The sequence below is a fragment of the Acuticoccus mangrovi genome, from assembly GCF_016411865.1.
Taxonomy (GTDB): domain Bacteria; phylum Pseudomonadota; class Alphaproteobacteria; order Rhizobiales; family Amorphaceae; genus Acuticoccus; species Acuticoccus mangrovi.
In genome coordinates this window covers 121593-138000 of record NZ_JAEKJA010000003.1, presented here as the reverse complement: position 1 = coordinate 138000, position 16408 = coordinate 121593, and the positions used below count along the sequence as shown (strand labels likewise).

16 protein-coding genes are annotated in these 16408 nt (G+C 69.1%); 10 read left to right on the top strand and 6 right to left on the bottom strand.

Annotation, left to right across the window (positions count from 1 at the left end; all coding sequences use genetic code 11):
* Positions 1-351: 351 nt before the first annotated feature.
* From JCR33_RS04680 to JCR33_RS04655, 6 genes are all read left to right on the top strand, one after another.
* Positions 352-1557 (top strand): porin, encoded by a 1206-nt coding sequence (locus JCR33_RS04680; protein ID WP_198880871.1) that lies wholly within the window; start codon positions 352-354, stop codon positions 1555-1557.
* A gap of 187 nt (positions 1558-1744) precedes the next feature.
* Complete coding sequence (locus JCR33_RS04675) at positions 1745-3223, top strand: ABC transporter substrate-binding protein (protein ID WP_198880870.1); 1479 nt, start codon at positions 1745-1747, stop codon at positions 3221-3223.
* Positions 3224-3256: 33 nt separating this feature from the next.
* On the top strand, positions 3257-4264 hold the full coding sequence (locus JCR33_RS04670; RefSeq protein ID WP_232372260.1) for an ABC transporter permease: 1008 nt from the start codon (positions 3257-3259) through the stop codon (positions 4262-4264).
* On the top strand, positions 4261-5073 hold the full coding sequence (locus JCR33_RS24830) for an ABC transporter permease (RefSeq protein WP_198880869.1): 813 nt from the start codon (positions 4261-4263) through the stop codon (positions 5071-5073). Before JCR33_RS04670 ends, JCR33_RS24830 begins: the two co-directional genes overlap by 4 nt.
* The gene (locus JCR33_RS04660; protein WP_198880868.1) at positions 5073-6629 is read left to right on the top strand and encodes an ATP-binding cassette domain-containing protein; all 1557 of its coding nucleotides are present in this window, start codon (positions 5073-5075) and stop codon (positions 6627-6629) included. Before JCR33_RS24830 ends, JCR33_RS04660 begins: the two co-directional genes overlap by 1 nt.
* A complete protein-coding gene (locus JCR33_RS04655) occupies positions 6619-7245 on the top strand; it encodes a class II aldolase/adducin family protein (protein ID WP_198880867.1) in 627 nt (208 codons plus the stop codon). The genes JCR33_RS04660 and JCR33_RS04655 overlap by 11 nt, the downstream gene beginning before the upstream one ends.
* Here JCR33_RS04655 and JCR33_RS04650 read toward each other — a convergent pair.
* Entirely contained in the window at positions 7226-8563 is a 1338-nt protein-coding gene (locus tag JCR33_RS04650; protein ID WP_198880866.1) for a TAXI family TRAP transporter solute-binding subunit, read from the bottom strand. The genes JCR33_RS04655 and JCR33_RS04650 overlap by 20 nt on opposite strands.
* Before the next feature lie 165 nt (positions 8564-8728).
* On the opposite strand from JCR33_RS04650, the gene JCR33_RS04645 reads away from it, so the two are divergent.
* Positions 8729-9658: a carbohydrate kinase family protein gene (locus tag JCR33_RS04645; protein ID WP_198880865.1), complete on the top strand. Its 930-nt coding sequence runs from the start codon at positions 8729-8731 to the stop codon at positions 9656-9658.
* Positions 9659-9668: 10 nt separating this feature from the next.
* On the opposite strand, the gene JCR33_RS04640 is transcribed toward JCR33_RS04645, so the two are convergent.
* Positions 9669-10367, bottom strand: a complete 699-nt coding sequence (locus JCR33_RS04640) for a DUF2927 domain-containing protein (RefSeq protein WP_198880864.1) — start codon at positions 10365-10367, stop codon at positions 9669-9671.
* 107 nt (positions 10368-10474) lie between these two features.
* On the opposite strand from JCR33_RS04640, the gene JCR33_RS04635 reads away from it, so the two are divergent.
* Positions 10475-11110, top strand: a complete 636-nt coding sequence (locus JCR33_RS04635; RefSeq protein WP_198880863.1) for a DNA-3-methyladenine glycosylase I — start codon at positions 10475-10477, stop codon at positions 11108-11110.
* Between the two features lie 32 nt (positions 11111-11142).
* Here JCR33_RS04635 and JCR33_RS04630 read toward each other — a convergent pair whose 3' ends face one another.
* The 4 genes from JCR33_RS04630 to JCR33_RS04615 are packed head-to-tail and all read right to left on the bottom strand — an operon-like array spanning position 11143 to position 14916.
* Complete coding sequence (locus JCR33_RS04630; RefSeq protein ID WP_198880862.1) at positions 11143-12123, bottom strand: amidohydrolase family protein; 981 nt, start codon at positions 12121-12123, stop codon at positions 11143-11145.
* Complete coding sequence (locus tag JCR33_RS04625) at positions 12120-12755, bottom strand: cysteine hydrolase family protein (RefSeq protein WP_198880861.1); 636 nt, start codon at positions 12753-12755, stop codon at positions 12120-12122. The genes JCR33_RS04630 and JCR33_RS04625 overlap by 4 nt, the downstream gene beginning before the upstream one ends.
* Positions 12756-12763: 8 nt before the next feature.
* A complete protein-coding gene (locus tag JCR33_RS04620; RefSeq protein ID WP_198880860.1) occupies positions 12764-14002 on the bottom strand; it encodes an alpha/beta hydrolase family protein in 1239 nt (412 codons plus the stop codon).
* 29 nt (positions 14003-14031) lie between these two features.
* The gene (locus JCR33_RS04615) at positions 14032-14916 is read right to left on the bottom strand and encodes a polysaccharide deacetylase family protein (RefSeq protein WP_198880859.1); all 885 of its coding nucleotides are present in this window, start codon (positions 14914-14916) and stop codon (positions 14032-14034) included.
* A gap of 167 nt (positions 14917-15083) precedes the next feature.
* On the opposite strand from JCR33_RS04615, the gene JCR33_RS04610 reads away from it, so the two are divergent.
* Entirely contained in the window at positions 15084-15677 is a 594-nt protein-coding gene (locus tag JCR33_RS04610; protein ID WP_198880858.1) for a cupin domain-containing protein, read from the top strand.
* 21 nt (positions 15678-15698) lie between these two features.
* A complete protein-coding gene (locus JCR33_RS04605; RefSeq protein ID WP_198880857.1) occupies positions 15699-16211 on the top strand; it encodes an AAA family ATPase in 513 nt (170 codons plus the stop codon).
* Positions 16212-16408: the final 197 nt, after the last annotated feature.

Sequence of the window (16408 nt, the reverse complement as noted above, 5' to 3'; positions counted from 1 at the left end):
GCCCCCCGATTTGTCCACAGCCCGGCCGCCTATCGTGCCGGATTTCCTAATGAACCCTTGCCCAACCGGCTGGATTTCTCCGGGTCTGCATCAAAAACGTGTTGTCCGTGCAACATCGCAGATGGAGTGCGGGGTTTAGGGGCTTCTCCTTGCACGCTTTCCGTTGCCCAGAGCGGGGCCGGTGCGCAATGTCACCTCGCGACGGGGGCGGAAACAAACCGGTCGCAGGTTTGGGCGGGCCGCAGCGGCTTCTCAAATCGAGTTGGAGATCCGGCGACTTTCGGCCCCGAGGGTCACCGCCGGAACGAAAGTCAAAGGACCTCTACAGTGAACCTCTTTGGAGATCGAGACATGAACATTAAGCGTCTTGTCCTCGGCACGGCTGCGGGTGCTCTCGCGGTGACCGGGGCGCAGGCGGCTGACCTTCCGGTCGTCGTCGAGCCGATCGACTACGTCCGCATCTGCGATGCGTACGGGACGGGCTTCTACTACATCCCCGGCACGGAGACCTGCCTGCGCGTCGCTGGCCGTATCCGCGCTGACTACAACGTCTTCTTCGACCCGGATGATGACGACTTCAACATCCTGGGCGGCTACAGCCAGGACGGCTCCAACGGCTACCGCTTCCGTGCGCGTGCCTACCTCTACATGGACAGCCGCACGAACACCGAGTTCGGCCTCCTGCGGACCTTCACTGAAATCTACTGGACCAGCCAGTTCGGTGGTAACCTCGGCGTCACGCTGAACAACGCCTTCATCCAGTTCGGTGGTCTGACCTTCGGTCGCACGCAGTCCTTCTACGACTTCCTGGACGCGTCGTACGGTTCGTCGCAGCTCTTCACCGACTCGCTGTCGGACACGAAGACCAACCTCGCCGCCTACACCTTCGCCTTCGGCAACGGCTTCTCCGCCACGCTCTCGCTGGAAGACGAGCTGACCCGCCGCTACGGCATCCAGGGTGGCACCTACCAGGGTTCGCGTATCCCTGACATCGTGGGCGCGCTCCGCGTCGACCAGGGCTGGGGTTCCGCTCAGCTGATGGCTGCCGGCCACTACGTTGAAGACATCTTCAGCGACAGCAAGTACGGCTTCGCGATCGGCGCCGGTGTGAACGTCAACGTTCCCTTCGGTAACGGCACGCAGGTCGGTATCCAGGGTGGCTACAGCCAGGGTGCTCTGAACTACACCTCCTCGGGTGCGGTGGCTCCTTACGGCCCCTGGGACGCGACGGTCGGCCCCGGCGGTAACCTGAACCTCGTCGACGCCTTCAACATCTCGGGTGGTTTCTCGACCTCCTTCACCCCGACGGTGTCCCTGGGCGTGCAGGTCGGCTACATGTACGCTGACTACGGCAACAACACCTTCGACGTGAACGGCGACGGCATCTTCAACGACGACCTCGACTTCTCGAACTTCGACGTCGACGCCTTCCTCGGCTACTCGCCGGTCGCTGGCTTCGTGCTCGGCCTGGGTGCCCAGTTCAAGTACGTCGACACCGCGGACGCTGGTTCGGGCTCGGCCCTCTCCGCCTTCTTCCGCGCTCAGCGCTCCTTCTAATCCCGTCCACCTCTCGGATGGGGAAGCCCGGCGGTCCAACCGCCGGGCTTTTCTTTTTGGCCGGCCCGCCGCGCTCCACCGCGGCGGGCCGGTGCTTTGTTTGCCAATGCCATCTTTTCCCGCCGCGCGACTGGTCCCACCCCTGAGATCGCGATAAGGAAAGGCCGGTTCCAAAACGCAGGCGGACATGGCACGTCGACTTCTCCTCTCCCTCGCCCTTGCCTTTGCCACCACGATCTCTGCGATCGCAGCTCCGGTGGATCGGCCCCTCATCATCGGCATGCGTCTTGAGCCACCGCATCTTGATCCGACCGCCGGCGCCGCCGCCGCCATCGACGAAGTGCTCTATGCCAACGTCTTCGAGGGCCTCACCCGCATTGATGCCGAGGGTCACGTGGTGCCGGGCCTCGCGACCGACTGGGAGTTCGGCGACGACGGCCTCTCCCTCACCCTGACGCTGCGCGACGGCGTCACCTTCCACGACGGCAAGCCGTTCAACGCTGACGTCGCCAAATTCTCCCTCGACCGGGCGCGCGCGCCGGGTGCCGAGAACGCCCAGCCGCAGCTCTTCGCGGCGATCGAGAGCGTCGCGGCGCCCGATCCGACGACGCTCGTCATCCACCTTTCGCGGCCCGACGCCGATCTGCCCTATTCGCTCGCTTGGGGCGACGCGGTGATGGTCCACCCCGACAGTGCCGAGACCAACAAGCAGACCCCCGTCGGCACCGGCCCGTTCCGGTTCGAGCGCTGGCGGCGCGGCGACCGCATCGTCCTCGTGCGCAACGACGATTATTGGGGCGAGGCGGCCAAGCTGCCGCGCGTGGAGTTCGCCTTCGTCGGCGATCCGACGGTGGCGCTCGCGGCGCTGATGGCGGGCGACATCAACGCTTTCCCCTCCTTCGGCGCGCCTGAGACGCTGCCGGTGATCGCAGCCGACCCGCGCTTCACCGTGAAGAGCGGCACCACCGAGGGGGAGACGATCATGGCGATCAACTCCCGCCGCCCGCCGTTGGATCAGCTCGCCGTGCGTCAGGCCCTCGCCCGCGCCGTCGACCGGCAGGCGCTGGTCGACGGGGCGATGTACGGCACGGCCACGCCGATCGGCGCGCCGATGCCGCCGCACGACCCGGCCTACATCGATCTCACCGGCGTCAACGCCTACGACCCCGCGAGCGCCAAGGCGCTCCTCGCCGAGGCGGGGGTCGAGAATCTGAAGCTCACGCTGTCGCTGCCGCCCACCTCCTATGCCCGCCGTTCCGGTGAGATCATCGCCTCGGAGCTGCGCGAGGTCGGCATCGACGTGACGCTGGAGCCGGTGGAGTGGGCCGAATGGCTCTCCCGCATCTTCCGCGGCAAGGACTACGACCTCACCATCGTCGCCCACACCGAGCCGTCGGACATCGGCATCTATGGCCGGCCGGACTACTACTTCCACGTCGACGACCCGCGCCTGACCGAGATCCTCGACGCGCTCGACGTGGAGACCGACCCGGCGGCGCGCATCGAGCTCCTCCAGGAGGCGCAGCGTCGCATCGCCGACAACGCGGTGAACGTCTTCCTCTTCCAGCTGCCGAAGAGCGGCGTCTGGGACGCCCGCCTCGTGGGCATGTGGGAGAACTCGCCGATCCAGGCCAACGACGTCACGGGCGTCTATTGGTCCAAGTGATGGGTCGGCGGGCGTGAGGGCCGGCGAGCGCGCTTGCCGCGCAAGACGGCGGTGAACGCTTCTCCAATTCGACGTCTGCTGCGCCGTCTGCTCGGGCTCGCCGCCACCCTTCTGGCGGCGAGTCTCCTCATCTTCGTGGCGATGAGCGTGCTCCCCGGCGACCCGGCGGAGGTGCTGCTCGGCATGAACGCCGATCCGGCTGCCGTCGACGCGCTGCGCACCGAGATGGGGCTCGACCAGCCGCTTCCCGTGCAATTCGCCCGCTGGCTCGGCGGCGTCCTCGCCGGCGACTTCGGCGAGAGCGCCACCTACGCGGTGCCGGTGACCGATCTCATCCTGGAGCGGGCGGTGGTGTCGGTGCCGCTCGCCATCCTCGGCGTGCTCCTTTCGGTGGGGATCGCGCTGCCGGCCGGCCTTCTCGCGGCCATCCGGCGCGACCGCGGCACCGACAATCTCGTGACCACCCTCGCCCAGATCGGCCTGTCGATTCCGAGCGTGTGGCTCGGCCTCATCCTCATCTACCTCTTCGCCGTGGTGATGAAGGTGGTGCCGGCGGGCGGCTTTCCGGGCTGGGACGCCGGGGTCGGCCCGGCGCTCAGCGCGCTGATCCTGCCCGCCGTGGCGCTCGCCGCGCCGCAGGCCGCGATCCTCACCCGCATCACGCGGACCGCCATCGTGGAGGCGATGGACGAGGACTATGTGACGCTCGCCCGCGCCAAGGGACGCAGCGTCGCCGGCGCCGTCGCCCGCCATGCCCTGCCCAACGCCTTGGCGCCGATTCTCACCATCGTGGGGCTTCAGTTCGGCTACCTCGTCGCCGGGGCGGTGGTGATCGAGACGGTGTTCTCGCTCCCGGGCGTCGGGCGGCTGCTCTTCCAGGCCGTGTCCCAGCGCGATCTGCAGGTGGTGCAGGGGGTCGTGCTGATCGTGGTCGCGACGGTCGTGGTGGTGAACACGCTCTGCGACGGCCTCGCCGTCTGGTCCAACCCCCGCCAACGCCAACGCCAACGCCAACGCCAGCAACGGCGGAGGCCGGCGTGAGGCTCTGGATCGGCGGCGGCGCGACGGCGTTTCTCGCCGGCCTCGCCCTCATTGCGGCGTGGTGGACGCCCTATCCTGTCGGCACCATCGCCATTGCGGAGCGCTTTCAGCCGCCGTCCGCCGAGCACCTTCTCGGCACCGACCACTACGGCCGCGACATCGTCTCGATGCTGATGGCGGGGGCGAGCACCTCGCTGGGCGTCGCCGCGCTCGCCGTCGCGATCGGCGTGGCGTTCGGCGTTCCGCTGGGTCTCCTCGCGGCCTCGGGGGGGCGGTGGGTCGATGCCGTGGTGATGCGCTCCGCCGACCTCGCCTTCGCCTTTCCCGCCCTCATCGTCGCGGTGATCCTCACCACCTTGCTCGGCGCGAGCGCGATGAACGCGGCGATCGCCGTCGGGATCTTCAATGTGCCGGTGTTCGCCCGCCTCGCCGCGGCGGGGGGGCGGCGGGTGCTCGCGCTCGACTTCATCGACGCCGCGCGCCTTTCCGGCAAGGGGCGGGCGCGGATCGCGCTGGAGCATGTCGCCCCCAACATCGCCCCTGTGGTGCTGACCCAGGCGGCGACGCAGTTCGCCATCGCGATTCTCGCCGAGGCGGGGCTCAGCTACGTGGGGCTCGGCGCCCAGCCGCCCACCGTGTCGTGGGGGCGGATGCTCAACGAGGCGCAGACCATGATCGCCATCGCCCCGCAGCTCGCAGTGTGGCCGGGCCTTGCTATCGTCGCGGCGGTGCTCGCCATCACGACCTTCGCCGAGGGGCTGCGCGCCCGTCTCGATCCGCGCTTCGCGCGCGCCGTCGTCGTCGACTGATGCTCGCCTACGAGAACTTCGTCGCCGCGTCTGCCGCCGGGCGCCTGGTGGACGGCATCTCGATGAAGATCGCGCACGGCGAGCGGGTCGCGCTGGTCGGCGCGTCGGGATCGGGCAAGTCGCTGACGGGACGGGCGGCGCTGGCGCTGCCGCCGCGCGGGGTGCGCTATTCCGGCCGCGTGACCTTCGAGGGGCGCGACCTTCTCGCGACGCCGGAACGGGAGCTGTGCCGGCTGCGCGGGGCGACGCTCGCGATGATCTTCCAGGAGCCCGCCACCGCCCTCGATCCGGCGATGCGGATCGGCGCGCAGATCGAAGAGCCGCTGCTGATCCACACCGACCAGCCGGCCAGCGCGCGGCGCGATCGGGTGGCGGGGCTGTTGGAGCGCACCGGGCTCGCGGCGGCGGGCGTCGGCCCGGAACGCTACCCGCACGAGCTCTCCGGCGGGCAGCGCCAGCGCGTCGCCGTCGCGATCGCCCTCGCGCTGAAGCCGCGCGTGGTGGTGGCCGACGAGCCGACCAGCGCCCTCGACAGCGTGTCGGCCGGCCTGGTGCTCGACCTTCTCCTCGCGCTCACGGCGGAGGAGGGGGCGGCGCTCCTCATCATCACCCACGACCTCGCCGTGGCCCGCCGGGCGGACCGGATCGCGGTGATGGCGGCCGGCCGCATCGCCGAGGAGGGGGCGGCGGCGGATGTGCTCGACGCGCCGAAGAGCGCGGCCGGGCGGGCATTGCGCACCGGTGGCGGGCTGACGCTTCCCGCGCGCGAGTCGACGCTGGGCGCCCCGGTGCTGGAGGGGCGGGCGATCAGCGTCGACCAGGGCGGCCAGCGCGTGGTGGATCGGGTCGACGTCGCCGTGCGCGCCGGCGAGCGCCTCGCCCTCGTGGGCGGCTCCGGCTCCGGCAAGACCACGCTGATGCGCGCTCTTCTCGGCCTCGTACCGGCGGACGGCGAGGTGCGTCTTCACGGCGCGCCGGTGACGCCCGACCCGCGGCGGACGGGGCAGGTGGCGCAGATGGTGTTTCAGGATCCGGCGACGAGCTTCGACCCGCGCCAGAGCGTGCTTCAGATCGTCTGCGAGCCGCTGCACGGGCGCGGCCTCTCGTGGGCCGCGCGGCGCGAGATGGCGGCCCACGCCCTCGTCCGCGTCGGCCTCGAGGTGGACGCTCTGGCGCGGCGGCCGCATGCCTTTTCCGGTGGTCAGCGGCAGCGCATCGCCATCGCCCGGGCGCTCGTCGGCGCCCCCGCCGCCCTCGTCGCCGACGAGGCGGTGTCGGCACTCGACGCGGCGATCCGGCGCGACATCGTGATGCTCCTCGACCGCCTGGTGCGCGAGGAGGGCATTGCCCTCGTCTTCATCGCCCACGATCTCCACCTCGTGCGCCGTCTTGCCGATCGTGTGGCGGTGATGGAGGCGGGGCGGATCGTGGAGGAGGCGCCCACCGAGACGCTGTTCGCCACCCCTCGCCACGCCGCGACGCGCGCGCTGCTCGACCGCATCGAAGACGACGACGAAGACAACAACAACCACAGGGAGGTCGACCATGGTGCATGAGGAGATGCGCGCGGCGCTGGTCGAGGCGTATCGGGCGCTGCTGCGCGAGGGCTTGATCGTCGGGCGGGCCGGCAACGTCTCGGCGCGGATCGACACGGGCTGCCTCATCACCCCGACGGCTGTGCCGCCGGAGCAGATGCAGCCGTCGGACATCGCGACGGTGGCCTTCTCGGGCGAGGCGACGGGCAAGCCCTCGTCCGAATGGCGCTTCCATCGCGACATCTTCGCCGCCCGGCCCGACATTCACGCCATCGTCCACACCCACTCGCCGAACGCGACCGCGCTTGCGACGCTGCGGATGCCGATCCCGGCCGCCCACTACATGGTCGCGATGGCCGGGGGGCACGAAATCCCCTGCGCCCCCTATGCGACCTTCGGCACGGCGGCGCTGTCTGAGGCGATCCTCGCGACGCTCGGCGGGCGCAACGCCTGCCTCCTCGCCAACCACGGCGTGGTGGCGGTGGGGGCGACGCTCGACAAGGCGATGGACCTTGCCCGCGAGGTCGAGCTGCTCGCCCAGATCCACCGCATGGCGCTCGCTGCCGGCACGCCCGTGGTCCTCGATCGCGAGGAGATGGACCGAGTGCTCGAGGCGTTCAAAGGCTACGGGCGCTAGATCCGTCCACGGTGGGGGCGGGCGGCGCGTCGCGCTCCTCGATGGCGCCGGCGACGACGAGCTGACGGTGGTTCAGCGTCGAGGCCGCCACCTGCCAGGCGAACGAGAACGAGCCCAGCGAGCGCTCCTCGATGCGGTCGTTGTCGAGATCGACGATGACCTTGCGGAAGATGTCGAAGAGGTCGTGGCGGATCGCCTCGAACTCTTCGTAGCGCGCCGCCGCTTCGACGCGGCGGAGGATCTCCACGATCTCCAGATTATAGTGGTCGGCGCGGTTCTTTCGGGCGTTGGCGAGCCACACCCGGGCCTGCCACAGGCCGGACAGGAGGAGCGCGAGGGCCGTCACCCCGAGCGCCATCGGCTCGGCATATTCGACGATGAAGAGAGGGTCGTCCTCGCGATAATAGAGGTTGGCGCCGGGATGGATGCCGAAGGCGAGCCGGTCCTGGTCGGTGGGGGCGGAGATGAAGGCGGCCTGGGGTAGGAGGCGCACCATCTCCTGGCGGTTCTCGAACAGGCTGCGGGTCAGCGCCTCGACCGTCGCGTCGCTGAGGCCGCGGCGGACGGCGAGGAGGCTGTGCACCGTCACCACCTGGATCGGCCGGTCGGGCACGGGGCGGTCGCCGGAATAGGCGCCGACGGGCACGGTGCTTGCCGAAAGGGCGGGGTCGAAAAGGGCCATCGCCTCGGCCTGCTCGATGGCGACGAGCTGCGTCGGCGTCGACTGGATGATCTTACCGATGGTGCCGTTGCCGAGCGCCACCACCATGAAGAAGGCGTCGATGTCGCCCGTGCGCAGCGCTTCGGCCTGGGTCTTGAGGTCGCCGTGGATCACGGTCACCTCGCTCATCGGGATCTCGTAGTGGGCGAGGAGGCGCTCGAAGAGGGCGTTGGAGCCGGCGCCTTGGGGCAGCAGGCCGATGCGACGCCCTCTGAGATCGCTCACCCGCTCGATGCCGGAAGCGATGCGGGCGACGAGGTGGAACGCCTCGGGAAAGAGGCGCGCGGCGATCAGCGTGTTGGGGGCGACGGGCGTGTCGCTCTGGATGAGGCCGACGTCCGCCTCGTCCTTGGCGAGCCGGTCGGCGTTCTGGTTGGCGCCGGCCGAGCTCATGATGTCGATCCGATCGAGCGGACCGACCGCGACCGTGGCCGCCAGCGCATCGGCGAAGGCGGCGTAGGTGCCGCCCGGCGTGCCGGCGCTGATCCGCAGCGTGTGATGGGCCGGCGCGAGGATCTGCCACAGGACGAGGGCCGCGGCTGCCACCGCCACCACCGCTGCCGCGAGGATGGGGAGAAGGGGTGGTCGGATGCGCATGATGGGAGCCTCGAACCTCAGCGGTCGCCGACCGCAGGGCGGCGCGGCGAGAGTAGCCTTCAATTATACGGGCGCAAACCATCGAGCGCGATCGTCGGTGGTCGCGATAAAGTGGCTCCGCTAGACCGGGCCGGCGCGGGGAGAGGCCGCACCAGGGGGACGACGATGACGGTGCTCATTTGCGGCGAGGCGCTCTACGACGTGTTCTTCGCCGGCGAATCGGTGGACGGCTTCACGCTGGATGCGCGCATCGGCGGCTCCGCGTTCAACGTCGCGGTGGGGCTGTCCCGTCTCGGCCGATCCGTCGGCCTCCTCACCGGCATCTCGCGCGACGCGCTGGGCGACAAGCTGGTGCGCTCGCTCGCCGCCGAACGGGTCGAGATCACTTATCTGAAGCGCACCCCTGCTCCCACCACGCTCGCCCTGGTGTCGGTCGAGGCGGACGGTTCGGCACGCTATCGCTTCTACGGCGAAGGTGCCGCCGACCGCCAGGTGACGCCCGCCGACATTCCCCCCCTCGACGGGATCGACGCGCTCGTCTTCGGCTGCTTCTCGATGCTGACGCGGCCCACCGGCGACACTTTCCTCGCCCTCGCCGAGGCCGCCGGGTCCGATCGCCTGGTGGTGCTCGACCCCAACGTTCGGCCCAGCGTCGAGCCCGACATGGCGGTGTGGCGCGAGCGGGTGGAGCGCTTCGCCGCCCACGCCGACATCATCAAGGTGAGCGCGGAGGACATGGCCGCCCTCTACGACGAGCCGGCCGACGTCGTCGCCCGGCGCTGGCGCGCGGCCGGCACGGCGATGGTGGCGCTGACGCTCGGGGGAGAGGGGGCGCGCCTCTTCCATCCGGCCGGCGAGACGGAGCTCGCCGCGCCGCTGATCGCCGTCGTCGACACCGTCGGAGCGGGGGACAGCTTCCTCGCCGCCCTTCTCGCCGGGCTCGGCGAGATCGACCGCGCCCATCCGCGGCGTCTCGCCACCCTCACCGAAGAGGAGGCGCGCCGCGTGCTGACGTTCGCGGTCGCCGCCTCGGCCATGACGTGCACCCGCCGCGGCGCAGATCTCCCGGAGCGGATCAGCCTCCCCGCCGTATGAGGCGGCGGCTCTAGTCGGAGTAGCCGAGGGAGTGCATCACGCGGGGCAGCACGCGCTGCGCCTCGCTGCCCGACATGCCGGGACGGATCATCGGATGATAGAGTACGTTGAGCAGCGCCTGGTCGAACGCCGTGAAGTGGGAGAGCTTGGACGAATCGTTGAACACGCTGTGGGTGAGGCTGTCGTCGTCGTTCATCGGGCCGAGACCCTGCAACACTTCCTCCACCAGGCAGCGGGAGAAGAGGAAGTCGTCGTCGGCGACGATCACGGCGGTGGAACGCTTGATGCGTCCGCCGACGGTGCTGACCCCCACGAGGCAGCGCGCGTTCATGGCGAAGGCGTCGGCCTTCAGCTCGCGCTCCACCACGGTGGAAAAGGCGTCCCGGGTGACGAGGATGACGCGGAAATTCGCCTGGCTCGCATCGTCGACCACGCTCGCCCGCAAGTGGCGGATGCGCTTGGGGAGCGATTCCAGGAAGGTCCGCGCGTCGGCCTGGCGGTTGAGGCCGGAGAGGTCCTCGATGTGGAAGGCGACGGGATCGACGTAGCGCTTCACCCGCTGCGCGTCCACGTGGCCGCCATATTCGAGGCCGAAGACGGTCTTGAAAAAGCCGCGGGTGAGTTCGTCCGGATGCACCGCGTTGTCGGCCGCAACGGCCGGGAGCGCCAGACAACAGGCGACGATAAGCGCTGTGAACCGTCCGAACATCGCTCTCACTCCCCGTTTTCGAGTGTGATTTTGTGGCAAGGGCGGGTGCCCTGACAAGCGTCCGACCGACAACTTAGTAACTATTGGTTAACCACTGAGGGCTCCGGATGACAGATGTCGACGACGGGTTGGTGACGGGTGCCGACGGCAAGCCCCGCTGCTTCTGGCACGGCGGCCTTGCCGACTATCTCGCCTATCACGACGAGGAGTGGGGGCGCCCGATTGCCGACGACACGCGTCTCTTCGAGAAGATCTGCCTCGAGGGCTTCCAGTCGGGCCTGTCGTGGCTGACCATCCTGCGCAAGCGGGAGAATTTCCGCGCCGCCTTCGCCGGGTTCGACATCGCGACGGTCGCCCGCTTCGGTGACGGCGACGTGGCGCGCCTCCTCGCCGATCCGGGCATCGTGCGCCACCGCGGCAAGATCGAGGCGGCGATCAACAACGCCCGTTGCGCCGAGCGGCTGATCGAGGAGGAAGGCTCGCTCGGCGCCTTCCTCTGGTCCTACGAGCCGCAGGAGCCGAAGGAGCCGCTCGACGCCACGACCTTGCGCGCGCGCACCGTCCTCCCCGAGGCCGCGGCGGTGTCCAAGCTATTGAAGAAGAAGGGGTGGCGCTTCGTCGGGCCGACCACGATGACGGCGCTCTTCCAGGCCGCCGGCCTCGTGAACGACCACTTCGTGGGCTGCGTGGTCCGCGCCGAGGTGGACGCGGCACGCGCCGCGTTCGAGCGCCCGCGTCGCTGACGGGCGTGCGGAGCCGGCCGGGCGGCCGGCTCTCAGAGGCCGAGGAAGGTGCGGGCGGTCGCCGACGTGATGGCGGCACGCTGATCGGCGGAGAGGCCGGCGGCGTCGAGGGTGCCGACCGGATCGGTGTCGCCCATGTCGAACGGATAGTCGCTGCCGAGCATCACGCGGTCGGCGCCGACGAGGTCGACGAGCGTGCGGATGTGGTCGGGACGGAAGACGCAGGTGTCGTAGAAGAGGCGGGCGAGATAGTCCGAGGGCGGCTTCGGCGTCAGCCGGCGCAGCTCGGGTCGCACCGTCCAGGCGTGGTCGAAGCGGCCGATATAGTAGGGCGCGAAGCCGCCGCCGTGGGCGATATAGACCTTCAGCTTCGGGAAGCGGTCGAGCACCCCGCCGAACACGAGGTGGTTGAAGGCGATCAGCTCCTCGAGCGGCTGGGCGACCGAGTTCACCATGAAGAAGGAGGTGAAGCGCTCCCCGTGCGAGAAGCCGAGGGGGTGGATCATCAGCCCCACGCCGAGCGACTGCAGCGTGTCGTAGAGCGGGTCGAGCGTCCGGTCGGAGAGCTCGCGTTCCATGCAGCGCGAATCGATCTGGAACGCCTTGAGGCCTCGGGCGACGCCTCGCTTCGCCTCCTCCACCGCCGCATCGGTGTCGGTGAGGGGGAGGGTGCCGATGCCGACGAAGCGCTCCGGAGCCCGGCCGACCAGCGCGACGACATGGTCGTTCTGCATCCGGGAGATCTCGACCAGCGTGTCGACGGGGAGCCAGTAGTGCTGCTGGCCCGGCGCCGTGGCGACGGCCTGAAGCTCGACCCCCATCTTGTCCATCTCGGCGAGGCGCCGATCGAGATTGTTGAACTTCTCGGCGAGCTGCGGCGCCTGCTCGCGATCGCGCGCCTTGCTCTCCGGCGAGATGTCCCGCTGGTAGGGCACGTCCTCCGGCCCGATCAGCCCCGCGACGATCGCGTTGACTTCGGGGCAGAGGGTGTGGGTGTGGACGTCGATGATCATCGGGTGCGCTCCAGTCCAAGCCCCATAATCTCATCGGTGGACAGAGGCCAGCCGAAGGCGGTCTTGATGCACAGAAGTGCTGCCTCGTGATGCGCGGGCGTGTCCATCGTGTCGACGCAGTCGGTGGCGACGATCACGGCGTAGTCGCGCACGTTGGCGGCCGTGGCGGTGGCGAGCACGCAGGAGTTGGTGTTCACCCCGGTGAGGATCAGCGTGTTGATGCCGTGCGCCTTGAGGTGGAAGTCGAGGTCGGTGCCGACGAAGCAGTCGTAGCGCTTCTTGGTGTCGACCACGCGGTCGGCCGGGTCGTGCAGCGTCGGCATGATGGTGCAGCCTGGCATGCCGTCGAGATTGTGGGCGAGCACGTTCTTGCGCGTCGCGCTGGGGTCCTCGTGGCGGGTGCGCCAGAAGGGGTTGGCGCGGATCTCCTCCGCGTCGCGGTAGCGTGTCACGAGATGCACGATGGGAATACCCACGCCGCGGCACCAGTCCATCAGCCGCTTGTTCGCCGCGATCACCCGCTCGGCGGCTTCGGCGGAGACGGGCATCGTGGCGACGGCCGGGTCGAGGTGGCCGCGGTGGCAGTCGATCGCCACCACCGCCGCCTTCGGATGGTCCACCCCGAGATTCATGGCGGGGCTCACAGGAGCGGCGACCAGCCGGTCTTCATCAGCGCGGCCTGGTCGATCTTGAACACGTCGGCGAGCCAGTCGGCGAGGATTTCCTGGCCGATGGTGGGGTTGTCATGCTGGCAGTGCTCGGCGCCGGTCTCCTCCGGGGCGAGGATGCGCAAGGTGGCTGGCACGCCCTTCGCCACGGCGTAGTCGTAGGTCTGGCGGGCGGCGGCGACGGTGAGCACGTCGTGACCACCGTGGAGCACCAGGTACGGGCACGTCATGTGATCGAGGTGGCCTTCGAGGGAGAAGGGTTTGGCCTTTTCCAGCGCCTCGGCCATGGTCTTGCCGCCCATCACCCAGCGGATATGCATGGCGAGGCCGAAGCTGTCGTCCTTGTCGCCCCACATGTCGTGGACCGACCAGATGGCGCCGTGGGAAACGACGGCGGCGAGGCGCTTCTCGTAGCAGCCCGCGCGCGCGGCATAGTAGCCGCCCATGGAGGAGCCGCAGCAGGCGATGCGGGACGTGTCGACGTCGTCGCGGGTCTCGAGCCAGTCGATGCAGGCGCCGACGGGCACCTCGGTGTCGGCCCGCGCGGTGAGGCCGTGACGGCGCAAGGTGCCGCCCTGGCCCGGGAGGTCCACCATCAGCACCGAGATGCCCCGCTGGAGGGCGCCGTGGGCCTGCATGAACCACATCTCGTCCTTGATGGAATCGAGACCGCCGAACGAGATGAGGACGGGCAGCTTGTCACCCGGGAACGGCGCGCGGACGAAGTAGCCGCAGATGGGCTTGCCGTCTTCGTAGGGGATCTCGACCACCTCGCCGGCGGGGTTGAGGTGCTTCAGGAAGCCGTGGCTCGACGCTTCCATCTTCTCGAAGGTGGGCAGGCGGCGGGGGTCGTCGGGCACGAGGTGAAACTCGGCCTGGCGGTAATACTCGCAGGCGCGCAGATAGCAGTTCTGCGCGGTGCGGATGTGGCCCGCCGCCTCCTCCGCGTTGGCGCGGGCGAAGTTGGCGTCGGCGACTACCATGAATTCCGCGTGCCAGCTCTCGAGGTCGCCCGGCACCATGCGCGAGGCGGCGAGGAACATTTCGGAGATCGCCCCGCCGCCCTCCTGGGTTTCGCCGAGGCTGCGGCGGAACTGGTAGGAGAGCCACGGGAATTCCGGCCAGTGGTGCCAGCCCATCGGCTCATAGTGTGGCGAGAGGTCGGTCGGGGCGACGTCGATGGCGTTCTCGGGGACCACGGTGTCGGTCATCGCGGGAGCGTCCTTGAAGTTCGAGGCGATCAGCGGGCGGCGGGGGTGGTCGTGAACCAGTCGTAGATCTCTTCGCCGGTCCAGAAGGCGACGCCGGGCTTGGCGGCCATCGTCTCGAGCATCTCTTCGAAGTAGCGGATCCGGTGCGGCACGCCGGAGATGTAGGGGTGGACGGCGACGGAGAGGATCTTGGCCCGCTCCCCGCTCTCCATATAGAGGCGGTCGAACTGGTCGAGCACGCGCCGCTTGAAATATTCCGACTCGTGATGCTGCACGACCATCATCGGGATGTCGTTGAGCTCCACCGTGTAGGGCAACGTCACGAGCGGGCCGTTGTCGGTGGTGAGCACGCACGGGTCGTCGTCGAGCACGAAGTCGCCGACATATTTCACGCCGTGCTTGGTCAGGATGTCGGGGGTCTCGTAGGTCTCGGTGAGGCCCGGGCCGAGCCAGCCGACGGGGCGCTTGCCGGTGAAGCGCTCGCACACCTCGAGCGACTTGACGATGGTCGCCTCCTGATCGTCGAGCTTGTGGGTCGGCATCTGGATGTAGGAGTGGCCCATGAACTCCCAGCCGGCGTCGCGCGCGGCGGCGGCGACGGGCTCGTAGGTCTCGCACACGCGGGCGTTGATCGACAGGGTGGGGGTGATGTTCATGCGGTCGAGCGCGGCCTTGAGGCGCCAGAAGCCGACGCGCATCCCATACTCGTGCCATGCCCAGTTGGGGATGTCGGGAGTGACCACCTGACCGGTGGGCGCGGGCAGGATCTGGCGCGCCATGGGCCGCTCGATCTCCCACTCCTCGAGGTTCACGATGGGCCACACGATGAGACGCAGTCCGTCGGGCAAGGTCAGCGGCGGACGATCGACGATCGGCGAGAAGGGCAGGCGCTGACGCGGGGTGGTGTGGGGCACGGCGGGAACTCGCTTCTTTTCTCGGACGCTCGATCGCCCTAGGGCAATGGGTGGACGGCGCTTCGGCGCGACGCCAACTCGCTAAAGCGAACTTGAGTATTTATCAAGTTTGGTGGTCGTATTGTAAACCCGCTATCGTGCCGGCGGAGTGTTAGAAGGACGTGACGATGGAGATCAAGCCCGCCGATCAGGAGGAGGGCGACGAGGTGGGAGTGGGGGTGCGGCTGCGCGAGTATCGGCGGCGCGCCGGCCTCAGGCTGAAGGACGTTGCGGGGAAGGCCAAGTGCTCGGAAAGCATGCTGTCCAAGATCGAGAACGGGCTCGTCAGCCCCTCGATCAACACGCTCCATCGCATCACCCGCTCGCTCGGCATCTCGATTGCCGATTTGTTTGCCGAGCCCGACCACAACGCGCCCTTCGTCCTGCGCGCGGGGCGGCGCCCGACGCTGGTGCGCCACCCTCTGCGCGGCGGTGACGGGGTCAGTCTCGAGAGCCTCACGCCGTTCGAGATCCACGGCATCCTGCAGGCGCAGATCCACGTCGTGGCGCCCGGCGGGGCGAGCGACGGGCTGATCAGCCACGAGGGGGAGGAGCTCGGCTACGTCCTCCAGGGGCAAATCGAGATCATCGTCGACGATCAGCACGCCGTTCTCGGGCCGGGCGATTCCTTCTTCTTCGCCTCCCAGCGCCCGCACGGCTACCGCAACGTCGGCAACGAGGAGGTGCGCATCGTGTGGGTGAACTCCCCTCCGACATACTAGGCGCGGGCCGAGGGCGCGGCGGTGCGCATCGTCCTCTCCGGCGCCTCGGGCGGGGGGAAGTCGACGCTCCTCGCCGCCCTTGCCGCGCGCGGCTTCGCCGTCGTCGCCGAGCCGGGCCGGCGGCTCGTGAAGGCCGAGCTCGCTGTCCGCGGCACGGCGCTTCCCTGGGTGGACGGCCTCGCCTTCGTGCGCCGTCTGGTGGCGCTCGCCGAGGCCGATCTCGACGCCGCCCCGGCCGGGGTGGTGTTCTTCGACCGCGGCCTCGTCGACGCGGCGATGCACCTCCACCATGTGGCCGGCGTGCCGATCCCCGAAGCGGCGCGGCGGGCCTATCGGTCCCCGGTCTTCTTGGTTCCGCCGTGGCGCGAGATCTACGTCGCGGATGCGGCACGGCGACACGGCTTTGCCGACGGCGTCGCCGAATATGAGCGCCTCGCGGCCGCCTATCCCGCGCTCGGCTACGACGTCGCGATCCTGCCGAAAGCGAGCGTCGCCGCGCGCGTCGATCTGATCCTGACGACTTTACGGCTCTGAGGCTCGCGCCTGGTGCGCTTCTTGCTTTGGAGGCGGAGAGGCACCTGCGCGACGCGAGGGTGCATCTCGGCCTTGACATCAGTCAAGTTACTTTACCAAGATGAAATTCAACTTGAATGACAGTGGCGCGGTGCGCCGCGTCGCTTGCCTCTGGGCGATGCCCGGGCGGACGACGAAGAACCGTGACGACATCGAGA